This window comes from Desulfitibacter alkalitolerans DSM 16504 (assembly GCF_000620305.1).
Classification (GTDB): domain Bacteria; phylum Bacillota; class DSM-16504; order Desulfitibacterales; family Desulfitibacteraceae; genus Desulfitibacter; species Desulfitibacter alkalitolerans.
This window is the reverse complement of the sequence record NZ_KK211100.1, coordinates 929,459-944,641: the sequence shown is the minus strand read 5'-3', so window position 1 is coordinate 944,641 and position 15,183 is coordinate 929,459. Positions and strand designations below refer to the sequence as shown.

General features: G+C 43.1%; 13 protein-coding genes and 1 pseudogene. 7 read left to right on the top strand and 7 right to left on the bottom strand.

Annotated features, from left to right (window positions below):
- The first annotated feature begins 27 nt into the window (after window positions 1–27).
- The 5 genes and pseudogenes from K364_RS0110340 to K364_RS27910 form a co-directional block, all read left to right on the top strand.
- A complete protein-coding gene (locus K364_RS0110340; RefSeq protein ID WP_035268984.1) occupies window positions 28–1,839 on the top strand; it encodes an NADH-ubiquinone oxidoreductase-F iron-sulfur binding region domain-containing protein in 1,812 nt (603 codons plus the stop codon).
- A 14-nt stretch (window positions 1,840–1,853) separates the two neighbouring features.
- Window positions 1,854–3,662, top strand: coding sequence for an NADH-dependent [FeFe] hydrogenase, group A6 (locus K364_RS0110335; RefSeq protein WP_028307965.1), 1,809 nt, complete (start codon window positions 1,854–1,856; stop codon window positions 3,660–3,662).
- A 238-nt stretch (window positions 3,663–3,900) separates the two neighbouring features.
- Window positions 3,901–4,395: a ferritin gene (locus K364_RS0110330; protein ID WP_028307964.1), complete on the top strand. Its 495-nt coding sequence runs from the start codon at window positions 3,901–3,903 to the stop codon at window positions 4,393–4,395.
- Between the two features lie 86 nt (window positions 4,396–4,481).
- Window positions 4,482–4,856, top strand: coding sequence for a pyridoxamine 5'-phosphate oxidase family protein (locus K364_RS0110325; RefSeq protein ID WP_028307963.1), 375 nt, complete (start codon window positions 4,482–4,484; stop codon window positions 4,854–4,856).
- A 141-nt stretch (window positions 4,857–4,997) separates the two neighbouring features.
- Window positions 4,998–5,114, top strand: a pseudogene (locus K364_RS27910) (type II toxin-antitoxin system PemK/MazF family toxin); the annotation flags it as partial.
- Between the two features lie 6 nt (window positions 5,115–5,120).
- Here the strand turns inward: K364_RS27910 and K364_RS0110320 are convergent.
- From K364_RS0110320 to K364_RS0110285, 7 genes are all read right to left on the bottom strand, one after another.
- The gene (locus K364_RS0110320; RefSeq protein ID WP_028307962.1) at window positions 5,121–7,040 is read right to left on the bottom strand and encodes a DUF2207 domain-containing protein; all 1,920 of its coding nucleotides are present in this window, start codon (window positions 7,038–7,040) and stop codon (window positions 5,121–5,123) included.
- A gap of 42 nt (window positions 7,041–7,082) precedes the next feature.
- Window positions 7,083–7,649, bottom strand: a complete 567-nt coding sequence (locus K364_RS0110315) for a LemA family protein (protein WP_035268522.1) — start codon at window positions 7,647–7,649, stop codon at window positions 7,083–7,085.
- Window positions 7,650–7,750: 101 nt separating this feature from the next.
- Window positions 7,751–8,221, bottom strand: coding sequence for a zinc ribbon domain-containing protein (locus tag K364_RS25600; protein WP_051533953.1), 471 nt, complete (start codon window positions 8,219–8,221; stop codon window positions 7,751–7,753).
- Between the two features lie 49 nt (window positions 8,222–8,270).
- On the bottom strand, window positions 8,271–9,122 hold the full coding sequence (locus K364_RS0110300; protein ID WP_028307960.1) for a zinc ribbon domain-containing protein: 852 nt from the start codon (window positions 9,120–9,122) through the stop codon (window positions 8,271–8,273).
- Between the two features lie 27 nt (window positions 9,123–9,149).
- Window positions 9,150–9,815, bottom strand: a complete 666-nt coding sequence (locus K364_RS23610) for an ABC transporter ATP-binding protein (protein ID WP_156946442.1) — start codon at window positions 9,813–9,815, stop codon at window positions 9,150–9,152.
- Window positions 9,815–11,386: an ABC transporter permease gene (locus K364_RS0110290; protein WP_156946441.1), complete on the bottom strand. Its 1,572-nt coding sequence runs from the start codon at window positions 11,384–11,386 to the stop codon at window positions 9,815–9,817. The genes K364_RS23610 and K364_RS0110290 overlap by 1 nt, the downstream gene beginning before the upstream one ends.
- Before the next feature lie 31 nt (window positions 11,387–11,417).
- Window positions 11,418–12,464 (bottom strand): extracellular solute-binding protein, encoded by a 1,047-nt coding sequence (locus tag K364_RS0110285; protein WP_156946440.1) that lies wholly within the window; start codon window positions 12,462–12,464, stop codon window positions 11,418–11,420.
- Between the two features lie 320 nt (window positions 12,465–12,784).
- Here K364_RS0110285 and K364_RS0110280 point away from each other — a divergent pair, with 320 nt between their 5' ends.
- Both K364_RS0110280 and K364_RS0110275 read left to right on the top strand, forming a co-directional pair.
- Complete coding sequence (locus K364_RS0110280) at window positions 12,785–13,738, top strand: ligand-binding sensor domain-containing protein (RefSeq protein WP_051533952.1); 954 nt, start codon at window positions 12,785–12,787, stop codon at window positions 13,736–13,738.
- A 50-nt stretch (window positions 13,739–13,788) separates the two neighbouring features.
- Window positions 13,789–15,144 carry a hypothetical protein gene (locus K364_RS0110275; protein ID WP_028307956.1) on the top strand — a complete coding sequence of 452 codons (1,356 nt, stop codon included), beginning with the start codon at window positions 13,789–13,791 and terminating at the stop codon, window positions 15,142–15,144.
- The last annotated feature ends 39 nt before the right edge of the window (window positions 15,145–15,183 follow it).

Sequence of the window (15,183 nt, the reverse complement as noted above, 5' to 3'; positions counted from 1 at the left end):
ATTAAAATTCGTTTCAAGGAACACACCATGGGAAATGCTGCAGAAAAGGAAATTGGCAAGTATCACATGTTAGTCTGCTCGGGGACAGGCTGCATTGCCTCAAAAAGCTTACTGGTCCAAAAGAAACTTGAAAGAGAGATAAAGAAACGGCACTTACAGGATGATATAAAGCTGTTTAAAACAGGCTGCTTTGGATTTTGTGAGCTGGGACCCATTATTGTTGTTCACCCTGACCGAACCTTCTACTGCAAGGTTGATCCCGATGACGTGGATTACCTTTTGGAAGCCCATATTCAAAAAAAAGAGATTTATGACAAATTCCTTTGTACAACTCAAGATGGTAAGGTCCAAAGGACACTGGAAGAACTGGATTTTTTCAATCACCAGATGCGTATAGCTCTGAGAAATTGTGGGGTTATTAATCCCGAGGATATACATGAATACATAGCACTGGATGGATATTCTGTCCTGGCAGATATTTTAACAGAAAAAAGAGACCCCAAAGCCATTATAAATGAAGTAAAAAATTCCGGCCTTCGAGGACGCGGTGGCGGTGGATTTTTAACAGGCTTGAAATGGGAGTATACTGCAGGCTATAAAGGACAGAAATATGTTCTCTGCAATGCAGACGAGGGGGATCCAGGTGCCTTCATGGATCGCTCCATATTAGAAGGTGACCCCCATAGTGTTCTTGAAGCCATGATTATTGCAGGCTACTGCATAGGTGCCGATCAAGGATATGTATATATTCGGGCTGAATACCCTGTTGCCGTGGAACGGCTGGAAACAGCCATTACACAGGCCAAAAGGGCAGGTTTTCTTGGCAAAAATATTTTAAATTCAGGCTTTGACTTTAACCTGGATATTCGCCTTGGTGCAGGGGCCTTTGTATGTGGAGAGGAAACTGCACTGATTCAATCTGTCATGGGTTTAAGAGGAGAACCAAGGCCAAGGCCTCCCTTTCCTGTAGAATCAGGACTCTGGGAGAGGCCCACATTGAACAATAATGTGGAGACCTACGCCAACATTCCAATTATCCTGCAAAAGGGGGCAGATTGGTATGCCAGCATGGGAACAGAGGACAGCAAGGGAACAAAGGTTTTTGCTCTAGCCGGTCAAATTAACAACACTGGCCTTATTGAAGTTCCCATGGGAACCACCTTGAGAACTGTAATTTATGAAATTGGAATGGGCATACCAGATGGAAAAGCCTTTAAAGCTGTGCAAACAGGAGGACCATCTGGGGGCTGCATTCCTGAAGCACTGCTGGATACGAAAATTGACTTCAAGTCCTTAACAGACATAGGCTCCATGATGGGCTCCGGAGGACTGATTGTCATGGATGAAACTGACTGCATGGTGGACATTGCACGGTTTTACCTTGAATTTGCCCAGGATGAATCCTGCGGCAAATGTGTTCCCTGCAGTATAGGGACTAAAAGAATATTAGAGCTTCTAGAAAAGATTACCCAGGGAAAAGCTGATGAAAAGGACCTGCAGATACTAGAAGACCTTTGCCATGATGTGAAGGATTCCTCTCTGTGCGGTCTGGGACAAACAGCGCCCAACCCTGTTTTAAGTGCCCTTAAATATTTTAGAGAAGAATTCCAGGCACATATCAAGGAAAAGAGGTGTCCTGCAGGGGTCTGCAATGCCCTCCTGCAGGTGGTAATAAGCGATACAAAATGCATTGCCTGCAATATCTGTGCAAAAATTTGCCCGGTAAGTGCCATAACAGGGGAAAGAAAAAAACCTCCCTATCATATACATCAGGATATCTGCATTAAATGCGGGGCCTGTATATCCAAGTGCCCGACAGACGCAATTTACAAAAGATAAGAAGGGATAAATCCATGGAAAATATCAGAGAAAAGCAAGAACAACAGCTAAAGCACGAGGCTGTGACAATCAATATTGACGGCAAGGATTATCAGGTGCCAAAGGGAATGTCTGTGCTGGAAGCAGCCCGGCTGCACCACATTGATGTTCCAAGTATCTGCTACCTAAAAGACATAAATGAAATTGGCAGCTGCCGGCTCTGTGTGGTGGAGGTTGAGGGCGCAAGAAATCTGCAGCCTTCATGTGTGTATCCCGTAAGAGAAGGCTTGAAAGTTGCAACAAATACCCCAAGGGTAAGGCGCGCCAGAAAAACAGCAGTATCCCTGCTGTTGTCAAATCACCATAGAGAATGCACCACATGCCTTCGGAATTTAAACTGTGAACTGCAAAACCTTGCCGATACACTTTTAGTCAGGGATATTCCCTTTACAGGAGAAATGTATGACCAGGGGTTCCATGTTAATAATCCAGCCATTCAAAGGGATTACAACAAGTGTATTAAATGCAGAAGATGTGAAGCCATCTGCAATAAAATTCAAGAATGCTATGTTTATTCAGCCCTCAACCGCGGCCTGGATACTGTTATTGCCCCTGCCTTTAAAAAGGACTTAATTGAGGTAAGCTGTATCATGTGCGGCCAGTGTGTCATTGCCTGTCCAACTGCATCCCTGACCGAGAAGGAAAGCATCGGAGATGTATGGGATGCTCTATCTGCTCCAGATAAGCATGTAATGGTGCAGACGGCTCCCTCAATTCAGGTTACCCTGGGAGATGACTTTGGCATGCCTGTTGGAACCTTTGTAGGAGGAAAGATGGTGGCAGCCCTTAAACAGCTGGGCTTTCACAGGGTCTTTGCCACTGATGTCACTGCAGACCTGACAATTATTGAAGAGGGCAGTGAACTGGTAGAAAGAATCCTGCATGAGCCTGAGAAGCTTCCCCTGCTTTCATCATGCTGTCCAGGCTGGGTAAAATTTGCAGAGCACTTCTATCCGGAATTCCTGCCAAACCTCTCCTCCTGCAAATCACCCATGGAGATGTTTGGCTCCCTATCAAAGTCCTGGTATGCCCAAAAATATGGGATCAATCCTGATAAAATTATCAATGTGGCTATCATGCCCTGTACTGCAAAAAAATATGAAGCAGCAAGACCAGAAATGGGAACTGGAGAATACCAAAATGTTGATTTTGTATTAACCACCCGGGAGCTGGCAAGGATGATACGTAGTGTGGGCATTAACTTTGCCCAGCTTGACGACATGGAGTATGATGAGCCTTTTGATCAGCACAGCGGTGCAGGAGTTATCTTTGGAGCCACAGGAGGAGTCCTTGAGGCTGCAGTGCGTACTGCCCATTATTTCATTACCGGAGAAGAGATGAAGGTGCCAGACTACAATGATGCCAGGGGTCAAAGGGGATTAAAGTACGGAAGGGTTACTTTAGGAGAAAAGACCATTACCATTGCCATTGCCCATGGTACAGGAAATGCCAAAAAGGCCCTGGACATGCACAAAAAGGGCGAAAAGACATTTGACTACATGGAAGTAATGGCCTGTCCCGGCGGCTGTGTGGGAGGGGGCGGGCAGCCAATTCTAGGTGGAAGGGACCACAAGGCCATATCCCTGGATTATCGCCATAACCGGGCTGATGCCTTGTACAATATTGACAGGGGCAGTAAAATCCGCCAATCCCACCAAAACCCCCGAATCCAGCAGATTTATAATGAGTTTTTAGGAAAGCCTTTATCCGAGGCTGCCAAAAAATATCTTCACACCACCTATATCCCCAGGGGAGAATACCCATACCTGCACACAAGGGAGTAAAAATTATAAGGCAAGTTCAAATGCATAACATCTTGAACTTGCCTTTTGTTTTCAGCCAGGCTGCAGTAAAACTTCATAGAATCTTTAAATCTAAACCTTACTTAATATGGTAATCTATTTATAGAAATATCCTTGTACATATTTTACTTAAAATGTAATAATGGCTTTAAGATTAGGAAAGAATCATTTTGAACTGCAAAAAACTAAAAAAACTAAAAAAACAAGAAGGAGTGATTTCATGTTATCTGTAAGATTACTAGATGAATTTAACGAACAGATCAAGCTTGAACTCTATTCAGCAAATATTTATTTAGCAATGGCTGGCTACCTGTTTGACCAAAACCTTGACGGTTTTGCCAAGTTTTTCATGGTCCAGGCAGAGGAGGAAAGGCAGCATGCCCTAAAGTTTTTTAACTTTATCAACGACAAGGATGGCAGAATAGAGATAAGGGCAATGGACAAGCCGCAAAATGAATATGAATCAGTGCAGGCAGTATTTAAAACTGCCCATGAACATGAACAATTTGTGACCAGGCGTATCCACCTGCTCATGGATATTGCAGTGGAAGAAAAAAATTATTCAGCCATGACATTCCTCCAGTGGTTTATCGAAGAGCAGGTTGAAGAAGAAGCCACAATGAACAGTATAGTAAAGAAATTGGAAATGATTAAAGATAATATAAGTGCACTTTTGAATTTAGACAATCAATTGGGCAATAGGACCCTAGAATAACCATTCTAGAATCTTGCAAAGTATTAAATAAATATCCACTAAGAAAAGTTTAAAATCTTGAGATTAAATAAGGAGCGAAAGGGAACATGTCTTTAAAAGAATATTTCGAGGAAGCCAAGGGCGTTGGTATCTTATCCACTGCTGATGAAAATGGGGTGGTGGATGCTGCTGTTTATGCTACACCCCATGTTTTCGATGATGAAACAGTTGCCTTTATTATGAGGGATCGCTTGTCTTATCATAATGTTTCAAAGAATCCTAAAGCATGCTACCTTTTTTTGGAGAATTCTCCTGGTTATATGGGCAAGCGCCTATACTTAACCAAGATACGTGAAGAAAAAAATAGTGAGCAGCTATTCATGCTTCGCCGTAGAAATAATGCTTATGATGCCACAAAGGAAAACCTATTTTTGGTCACTTTTAATGTAGACGAGGTCCTGCCGATAATATGTAAAGAATAAAGGAAGTAGCAGACTTAATAGATTTTATTAGACTTTATAGAATATAAAGGAAAAAAATAATGATTTAAAAGCAAATGACATAACATTAGCAAGTGAAAAAAGTTTGGCGAAAGATTGGCTTAAACCCGAGGAGGAAGAGGCATGGAAAGATCTATAAAGGGAGATATTTTGGTTGTGCCTTTTCCCTTTTCGGATTTATCTCAATCTAAAAAAAGACCTGCACTAGTTATAGCCAATATAAAAGAAGGTAATGACTTACAGGTTTTAACTGGCACCCCGGCCACCGCCTCCGCCGCCTCCGCCGCCACCGCCGCCACCGCTGGAGAAGCCGCCGCCACCTCCAGAGGATGAAGAACTGCCGCTTGATTTCAAGGCACTATTAACTGTACTAAAGGCTGTATTCCAGGTCTTTTCCATGGAGGCTGCCATGGTAGCCATATTGTTAAGTGCTGCACCCGCCATAAATTGGCCTTGACTTGCTCCCAGATGTCCTCCAATCCCAGTGTAATACCAGTTGTAGCCAAATCTTGTCTGGGGATCATTTAATTCAGGATAAACAATAGGCAGCTGGGCTATGACTTCCTTTGCTACTCCAAGGATAACGGCATAAACCAGATAGTGCTCCCAGAGAATCAGGTGAGGCAGGGTGGCCCTATCCAGATTAGAGAAGTCTCTCAAAAACCTTCTAAACCCCTTCCATAAGGCTAACTGGTTTTCCCCATGCTGGCTGCGCCTTTTCATATTCATTCCGGCTATGATTGCACCAGCTAGACAGACAAGCATGCCAATGGCAGGATAAAAAAGATTGAGACCTATCATTATAAAGGCTCCTATGAAAAAAACAACAGCAAAAAGCACCATGGCTACTTGAGCCTTTCCAGAGCTGCTATCAAAGAAGTCCAGTCTCAAGGTTCGTTCATCAATTTTTGATTTCCACATGGACCAGAAACCCCTGGTAGCTTGGGGTCTTTTCCTGGCATAGGTATTTAACGCATTTAATGAAACAAGGGAGCTGCCGCCTCCTACCTGGTTGAACAGAAACTCAATGAGCACCTTTTCGTGGGGAAGAATGCCGTTGTCAATGCTTTTAAGCAGACGGATGTTTATATTCTCCTGACTCTTTCCAAAGAGCTTTCCAAGGCCCCTTTGATCCTGGATTGTGGGTTCAAGTCGCAAATAATCACGGCGCGCGAGATCCATTAGAGTTGCAGCTATGGCAGTAGTCTTGTATTTGTTAAAACTATAAAGAGCTTCTGCTTCTGCTGGAGAATAGTCTCCCGGCAGCTCTCGGTAATAATCTACAGCCAGCTCAGGCTTGAGCCTTTTACCCCATGTAGCATATATTCCAAGAATTATTGCCAGGCCTATTACACCTATTAAAAAGCCGCCAACAATCTCCAAAAGGCTCATCATGCGCTCTTTTTTGGCCTGCTCTGCCCATATCTTTTCTTCTGCAAGGATTGCAGCCAGGGCAGGACTGCCTGTTTTTACCCTGCCGTCAGGTATCAGCTCCAGGGGAAACACTACTCGGCCTTCAACAAAGGTTTCAGGCGGAAGATTTTTAACTGTAAATAAAATCCTTTCTGAGCTGACTATTTTTACATCTCCCTGGAGTGGTCCATGTCCCCATGCACGAATATCCTTTACGTCAGAACCTGGGGGCAGGGAAAGATTGATTGTGACGGATTTTGTCTTTACAGGGTTTTCATCACCGATGAACTTCCAGTAAAGCTCTGCTGCATCATCATGAAGCTTTACGCAATCCATTACCTGGTAGCTTAAATTAAAGGTGCGGGTTTCTTTCCTGGCTGAATAATACCATTCAATGTTGTACCTGTTATTATCAATCCAGTAGGCATAATGGTTAGCAGGCCTATGGGCTGCCCTTTCAGTGAGAGTATAAGGCGTGCCGGCCTCTGATACTTGAATGTTTTTTAGCTCAGTAAATCCATCTATGGGTATATCCAGATAGAGTCTTGTAAAGGTTCCATTAAAATTAACCACCCATTTTTCATTGACCATCATTGAACCATCCGGCAGAACTTCTGCGTCAATTACAAACTCTTCAAAGTAATAGCTGTCAGGAGCAAAAGATACTCGGCTGAGGTCAACTTCATATATAAAGCTTCCAATGGCAAACATCAAGATTAACACTATCACAATCTTATACAGTTTCCTTAACATTTTAAAGTCCTCCTTGCAATTTCATGCATCCATTATCATCAGTTAAAATTTTACCTGTATATTGTTTCGTGCTTGCTCCTCTGCCATAAAATAGGGAATGTACTGGAAGCCTAAAAGGGAGGAAAAAATGTTGGTTGGAAAAGTCTGTATTTTTGTATTATATTTCATGGTTGTGTCATTATAAAACTGTCTGGCAAAGGCTATTTTGCTTTCCAGATCACTCATTTCCCTCTGCAGTTGAGAAAAATTCTGGCTGGCCTGGAGCTGGGGATAAGCCTCAGCAACAGCAAATAAAGATTTTAATGCCCCTGAAAGCATGTTTTCTGCATTTTGCCTTTCCTCCATGGTACCGGCTTGAGCGGCCATGGCTCTTGCCCTGGTAACATTTTCAAAGACCTGCCTTTCATGGGAAGCATAGGCCTTGACTGTTTCAACAAGGTTAGGTATTAAATCATACCGCCTTTTAAGCTGGACATCAATCTGATACCAGGAATTGTGTACCATGTTGCGTATTTTTACCAGCCCATTATAGAGAATTATTAAATATGCTGCCATGAGTACTGCAAGGGCAAGTATTATTGATATAATTCCAATTATAAATGCTGTCATGTATAAAACCCCCCTTTACATTTAAAGAAACTAATTGCGTGCTTTATTCTAGAAATTTTAATGGTCTTAGGGTACCTAAAATACCCTAAGACCTATCTGCATTATTTCACTGGGGTGCCGCATCCGGCACAGAATTTTGCTCCTGGAGCAAGATTTTGCCCGCAGTTTTCGCAAGCCTTTGATCCAAGCTTTTGACCACAGCTGCTGCAAAAGGCTGTGCCCTCCTTTTCCTGGTTGCCGCAATTAGGACATGACACTAAAGGTGCTGCACCAGTGGCTGCCGCCTGGCTTTCCTCGGCTTTCATTTGGGTATCCAGGGCAGCAATCTGATTTTCTAGATCCTTGATTTCTACACATAATAATCCAACTGCCTCATGGATTGGCTCCTCATCTGCAAGATAGGCAGCATATATTAGATTTCCTATTTCAAGCTTCTTATCCTTAACCTTTCCTTCCAACTGCATTTTTTCCATTTTAAGCTTTCCTGTAGTCACCAGCTCAGCAGACTTAGCCCCAAGTGTGGTTGCGGTTGTTTTGGCAGTTTCCGTTAGCTTTTTAAAAAATGAACTCATAAGATTACCTCCTGTAATTTGATTTTTTGTTTTATTAACTCAGTATCTTTTACCATCCGTATATGGAAGTCCAGTCCACCTTCCACTTTCCATCCTCTTTTAACAATATTACATCTATAGTTTCGCCGGCTAATGAAGCTAGAACTCTGGCCCTATCACCACTTTCCTCAGTTAATTGATAGGTAATGCTTTTATGCCAATCCTTGCCATAATCTTCGACTCCATATGTATTTATCCAATACAGTCCATCTGCTACTTCCTGCTCAAGTGTAATGCTTGGATCCAGCATGTCTGCTTTTATAAACTCAATAGATTCCGCAGTAATTAAGGCAATGAAACCCTCCACATCCTCCTTGCCTATAGCTTCAAATAGTTCTTCTACTGTCTTTTCAGGGCTAGACTTCAGGCCAATACTGCCCAGTAAATCAGTGGAAGGCAGGCTGCCCTTGGTTAAATCTGCTGCAAAATACACATAGGCTAATCCAATAGCCGAGAGAATTATGATTAATAGAACAACTACTAATATACCTATCAGACACCCCTTGCTGGATTTTTGCTTCTGATTAAATTGAGGATTAAACTGCTGCCCGGGAAAGCCCTGACCAAGTCCTGGTCCGGTACCAGGTCCAGGACCATGATTGTACATCTGACCTGGTGGTGGATGACCAGGCATTGGTTGTTTCCCGGGAGCTGCCTGATGTGCCTGGGAATATGCTTCTTTGCCTTGCATCATGCCTGCTGCCTGTGGGGGCGGAGCCATTGGTGCCCTCGGTGGGGGCGGAGTTGGTGCGTGTGGAGTGCCAGATGCCCTATTTTCTGCTCCAGGTTCTGTTTTTTGCCCACAGCTGCCGCAAAATTTGCTGCCCGGGTTCAGTTTAGCACCGCAATTATGACAAAACATTTACATCTCCTCCAAAATATTAATTTTCTAGCATATTAACGTTCCTTGGGACAGATTAAGGATCTTTCCCTGTACTGCCATGGCTTCCCCCTGATCATGGGTAACAAATATTAGCGACAATTTATCCATGGTAAATATCTCATTAATTAATTCTAAAAGGGTAGATTTTAATTTATAATCCAGATTTGTTAAAGGCTCATCCATGAGAATACATTTGGGCCTGGGAGCCAGCGCCCTGGCCAGGGAAACCCTCCTTGCCTCACCTCCTGAAAGCTGGTCTGGATATCTTTCACTCAGGTGTTCCATTTTCATTCTTGACAGTAATTCTAAAACTTTGGTCCCATTATTCTTATCTGGTTCCATCCCAAAGGAAATATTTTCTTTAACTGTCATATGGGGCCAAAGGGCTGGGGTTTGGAAAACAAAGCCCAGGCGTCTGAGATGTGGAGGCATAATGAATCTTTCATCACTAGCCAGCCTATCACCTAGATAAATACTGCCTTGATCAGGAACCTCCAGTCCGGCTATCAAACGCAGGAGTGTGGTTTTTCCGCTTCCTGAAGGACCCATGATAACAACACAGCTTTCTTCCTCCACTTTAAGAGATAGATTTTGTAAAATCTGTGTCCTGCCATAGCTTTTTGAAATATTATCCACATGAACCAGGGGATTAGTTTGCATATTAGCCTCCATTATATCTGCCTCCTTAAACTGCCCCTGCCCATTACTATTCTATAGGCAGCAAAGCTAAAAATCATGGAAATAGCCAGCATAGCCAGACACAAGCCTGCAATGAGGTCTGAAGATCCGTAATGCATAAAGTTATATATACGCATGGTCAGCGTTGAATACCCAGGGGGTACAACAATCAGGGTTGCTCCAAGTTCTCCGGCGGTTAATACCAGGGTAATTATAAAGGCTGCTGCAAGACCGGGAAGGAGCAGGGGCAGCCTTACCCGAAAAGCACCCTGTAATGGGCTTCTCTGGAAAACCCTTGCTGCATCCAGCAGGTTGCTGTCAAATCTTTTAAATTGTACTGCCAGAACAATAGCAGCAATAGGCACAAACCTTACCAGGGCTGCCATTACAGGCATCAAAAGTGATCCGTAAAATACATTTAGCACTGGTTTGCTGTATAAAGCTGCCATACCTATACCCACAAGAGGTGCAGGTACTGCCAGGGGAAGGGCTGCAAGAGCCCACCAGATTTTTTTCCCTTTTGAGCCGGCCAGCTTAAGCCCTACACCTGCTGCCAGGACAATAGCAGCAGAGGCTGCCGCTGTTGAAAGAATTATGGTGAAAATTATTTCCCTGCCTGCAAGCTTAAGGGAGAGGAAAAAGCTTTCGAGACTTCCTACCTTAATTAATAGGCTCAATATGGGTACGGATACCTGTAAAAATATAACACCCAAAAAAACTAGCTGGAGAAGCTTAAACCATATTGGAAAAACAAGGGGTAAAGCTTCTTTGCTTTGTGCTCTAGTCAATCCGCCGGCAATGCTGGGGAAAACTGCTGCAATGTAATAAACTACCAGGAATGCAACCCCCATTAACGGCAGTGAAAGCAAGAGTGCTCTAACAGGCTGATTTGTTGCACTAAATTCGGCAAATATCTCTAAAGAATAAATGTTAATTAAAAAAAGTGAAGGAACGCTGTAATCCAGCACAGTTAAAAGAAAAGCAAAAACTCCTCCTGCTGCAGCAGTTGGCAGGGCAAGGGGCAGGATAATCTTGTGAAAAACAGTCATGTCATTTTTTAGGACACGCCCCCCTTCTACTAAACCATTGTCTATACACCGAAAACCAACCAGGGAGAAGCCTAATCCCACAGGAATTAATGCCATGAGCATTACCCACCAGCTTACAATTATGCCCTGCACCTGTAACATCCCAAGACCTGCTGATGCCAGCTTTGAAAAAATCCAGTAGATAGCCGATGACCACGCCAAGGCATGGATGTAAGGGGGAACCAGCAGCATTATCAAGCTGAGGCCAAAAAGCACCTTGACAAAACTAATAAAACCCTTTGATTTGTAAGACCAGATTATACTGCCGGACATAATCCCAACCAATACTGTGCCTATGCCTACAGCGCCAGCATAGCCTATGGTTCTTAAAAACAGTGTTAATCGCCGCCCCGTGGGTACTGCCAAGGTTAATAAATCCATCTTTTGAGCTGCTAAGGTTATTCCGTCAAAGAAAAGTACTGTTATGGGGAAATACACAATGGCTGCAAAAAGGACTATGACTGCTTTGTGCAGCAAACCTTCCCAATGAATATATGATCTATACATTTTATCTTACAAACATTTCTGCAAGATCCCTGTTTACCAGATCTCTTTGGTCAAATATTTGTTTAAAGGTTACATCCATATTTTTTACTTCTACAGGAGGGATGCAGCTGTTATCGCTAGTGATGGGACGAACGGGAATATGGCTCCAGCCATGGTCAATTAAAGTCTTTTCCATCTCTTTGGTCAATAACCAGTCTATAAGAACCTTACCCTCCTCTGGGTTTGGGCTTCCCTTTATAAGGGCAACTGTATTGGGAATCACCAGGGTCCCAATTCCATCCTGATCAGGTATTATTATCTCTACTGGGTCACCTCTGTTTACTGCAATACATGCGTCATCTGTATCTGTTAGTCCAATGTGCAGCTGTCCACTAACCACCATGTCACGGACTACTGAATTTCCGTCAACCACCTTTACCCCATTGTCTCGCAGCTTTTCAAAAAATTCCCGAGCCTTTTCCTCTCCATAGTAAGCGTAAATAGCTGCAGATTGGGTCAAGGTAGTACCAAAAATTGGATAAGCTATGCCCATTTTAGAACCATCTCTGTTAGGGTCAATCAAGTCAAATATAGAAGTGGGATATTCCTCGGGTTTGACCAGGTCTGTATTTACAAATAGAACCCTGGCCCTGCCGGCATAACCGGTCCAGTAGTTATCTGGATCCTTGTATTTATCAGGTATGTCACTAGCAGAGGGTGAAGCATATGGTTCTAATATACCTTCCTGGGCAAGTACTATTGTCATGATAAATTCACCACTCCAAAAAACATCACATTGGGGCCGGTCTTTTTCGGCAATGAGACGATTGGCAAGACCAACGCTCTTGGTAGCTTCCACATCAAAAACCGGGCGTACCTTAATTCCTGTTTCCTGTTCAAAATCCTTGAGAATATCCTCTGCAAAAATCTGGTCTACTGAGGTGTAGATTACAACCTCCTTCTGGGATGAAGATTGACATGCTGCAGTAACAAGTGTAAAAAGAACCATCATTAGAGCTAGAAATACAACTAACATAAGACGATTTTTGCAATAACCTGGATTTACCATTAAATTGCTCCTTTCTGAACCTTTATTTTCAAACTTTTTTAAATTATTATTTTTGCAGCCCAATTATATAAAAAAAGCTCAATAGTTAATATCACCCGAAAGGGTGATATTGTGCAAAATCACCCTTTCGGGTGATTGTAAAAATCCTTGATAAATGCAAACATGTTGTTATATTAAAGAGTTATGGAAAATGTTGTTTTTACAGGTGGTGAACCATTATTAATAACAAAAGAATTTCTGTAAAAAGCTGGATTTTTGTAAGTCTGCTGGTTCTAGGAGGATTTTTTCTGGTTTCTGCAGGAGGTGCTTTCCTGGCTGGAATGGAGCCTGAAAGGGACCTCCCAGAGGGCTGGAAGTTAATTCGTCCACCTGGTGAGACCTATGCAATGATAGAAAGTGGGGATTACATCTGGACCGGAGGTCAGGCAGGAGTGTATAAGATTGACAGAGGTAAATTCGAGCTCATAGAACATCTCTCCCTGCCCAGAGAGGTTGACTATGTTAAAGCTTTGTATATGGATAGGGAAGGAGCTTTGTGGATTGGACATTTCAATGGCCTGACAGTTCTTAAAGAGGACGGCAACCTTATTCTGGAGGTGAATGAGGGTCTGCCTGATAAGCGGGTTAACTGTATGTATGAGGACAGCCAGGGCAGGCTTTTAGTCGGAACCTGGGGAGGTGTGGCCATCTTTAACGGTCAAAGCTGGGAAGCAATTACCAGGGAGAATGGTCTCATGGAGGACATGGTAAATGTAATCATGGAAGACAGTCTTGGCGGATATTGGTTCGGACATTATGTTGCTCCCAGGGGAGGCATTAGCTATTTAAGAAATGGTAAGTGGCAGTACTTTTCAGTGGAAAAGGGGCTTCCCCACAACAATATTACTGCCTTTCATGAAGATACCCTTGGATATGTCTGGGCAGGCATGGGATTGTTTGAACGTGGAGGGGCCGTTAGATTTACATATAATGGAAATGAATGGGAGATTGCAGCTGCTCTGCACAAGGAACAGGGGTTAGCTGGTGAAAAGGTGCGGTTTATTTTCCAGGATCATAGAGATGTATACTGGTTTACTTCTGAATTTGATGGAGTTGCAGTTTTTACAAAGGAGGCCCTGCTTGGTGGGGGTGAGAGCCATATTTTAACAGAGGAGAGGGGTCTTGCAAACTATGAGGTGAAGGTAATACTTCAGGATGCAGACGGGGTGTTGTGGCTTGGAACCCATTATGGGGTTAACGCCATTGAGAAGGATGCTTTAAGTCGGCTTCCTTGACCTGGCATGAATATACTATATAAACTAAGCTTTAATAAGGGGGGAAAAAATTGGACTTTAAGAAGGCTACTGCGAGATACAAGGATTTGCAAAAGCAGCTTAAAAAGAAAAAAATAAATGAGGCACAGTTTGCAGCTGAAATAGCTAAACTGCAGCTCCAGGATGAGAATGGAAACTGGTGGCATATAAACCAGACTGACGGCAGCTGGCTCATGTGGGATGGAACCAATTGGGTACAAGAACAGATACCAAATAATGAAGCTTCCAGCAATAAAGAACGCTTCCAAACAGCACAAAGTCCCCAGACCTTACTGCAGTTTCTGGCATTAATAATAAGAGGCATAATAAAAAATATTCCTAAAATGCTTATTAGGGCTGCTGTAATTGGTTTTTTGGTATGGGCAGTTCATACCTATCTGCTTGTTGTAGTCAATAATGGCTATCTAAAAATCAGCAGCTGGGCGGCTGATATCCTTGCGTTAAAATGGCATAACCACAACAACGTGGGCAGGGCCACCTTTTTTTGGACAATAGCAGGATGGCTGGCATCTTACATAATCTTTGTTCGAATTCTAGGAAATGGTCCTGTAAAATTCCTCAAAGAAATAATCTCTACACCAGGGTGGGTTTTAAAGGGATTTAAACAATTGGGCAGCAGAAATATTGGTGTTTTTTTAATTACCATGGCCATAGTTCTAGTCGTGAACATTATGGTAAAGAACATTTATATTTCATTTATCCTGGTTGCTGCGTTCTTTTTACTGTTAACCTCTCGTTATGAAGGGCTTATGTATATTGCCATTAAGCTGGCTTACTTTGATTGGCAGCGCATTTTTATGAGTAAAAAGCCTGCAAGACCATTTAATGATGGGTATTTAATAGTCCTTTTAACAGCTGTAGTACTGGGAGGCCTGGCATTTATATTTTTACCCTTCAGGCCGCATAGTGCTTACCTGGCTGCTGCTTTGCTCTTGGGAGGAGGCATTTTCCTAATGGCAAAGACAAGAAATGCTGCCATAAACGTTTTTTTTACCATGTTTTTTGGAATTAATATTATCTGGTTTTTGACAACGGGAGCTTCAGCCCATGATGGGGGTTGGGATGAATATGGCAGGGATTTTGGAACATGGTGGGTAAGTCAGGGCAGAAACGAAGCCGTGGCTGCCGGTGCTGCACCATCCATAGGAGCAGCAGCCGGTGCAGCAGTGGGCGGGGCAGGTAGTTCGAGCATCCCAACAGCCGTTGCAGATATTCCTGGCTCAGATATTGGAGCTCCACCTCAAGATTCACAGGTTGATCAACAAATGCCAGGCCAGGATATTTCAATTCCCTCAGACAGCCTGGGTGGGCCTGGAGACAATCCCAATACAATATATAATGGATCTCAAGGAAATTGTGGCCCCTAATGGGAAGCTTATTTACAAACCCCAAAATATTAATCTTTT

Excerpts from the sequence above, each read along its gene's own strand:
- K364_RS0110330 (WP_028307964.1), top strand. The coding sequence starts at position 3,901 with ATGTTATCTGTAAGATTACTAGATGAATTTAACGAACAGATCAAGCTT.
- K364_RS0110300 (WP_028307960.1), bottom strand. The coding sequence starts at position 9,122 with ATGTTTTGTCATAATTGCGGTGCTAAACTGAACCCGGGCAGCAAATTT.
- K364_RS0110335 (WP_028307965.1), top strand. The coding sequence starts at position 1,854 with ATGGAAAATATCAGAGAAAAGCAAGAACAACAGCTAAAGCACGAGGCT.
- K364_RS0110315 (WP_035268522.1), bottom strand. The coding sequence starts at position 7,649 with ATGACAGCATTTATAATTGGAATTATATCAATAATACTTGCCCTTGCA.
- K364_RS0110325 (WP_028307963.1), top strand. The coding sequence starts at position 4,482 with ATGTCTTTAAAAGAATATTTCGAGGAAGCCAAGGGCGTTGGTATCTTA.
- K364_RS23610 (WP_156946442.1), bottom strand. The coding sequence starts at position 9,815 with ATGGAGGCTAATATGCAAACTAATCCCCTGGTTCATGTGGATAATATT.
- K364_RS0110320 (WP_028307962.1), bottom strand. The coding sequence starts at position 7,040 with ATGTTAAGGAAACTGTATAAGATTGTGATAGTGTTAATCTTGATGTTT.
- K364_RS0110340 (WP_035268984.1), top strand. The coding sequence starts at position 28 with ATGGGAAATGCTGCAGAAAAGGAAATTGGCAAGTATCACATGTTAGTC.
- K364_RS0110285 (WP_156946440.1), bottom strand. The coding sequence starts at position 12,464 with ATGGTAAATCCAGGTTATTGCAAAAATCGTCTTATGTTAGTTGTATTT.
- K364_RS25600 (WP_051533953.1), bottom strand. The coding sequence starts at position 8,221 with ATGAGTTCATTTTTTAAAAAGCTAACGGAAACTGCCAAAACAACCGCA.
- K364_RS0110280 (WP_051533952.1), top strand. The coding sequence starts at position 12,785 with ATGGAGCCTGAAAGGGACCTCCCAGAGGGCTGGAAGTTAATTCGTCCA.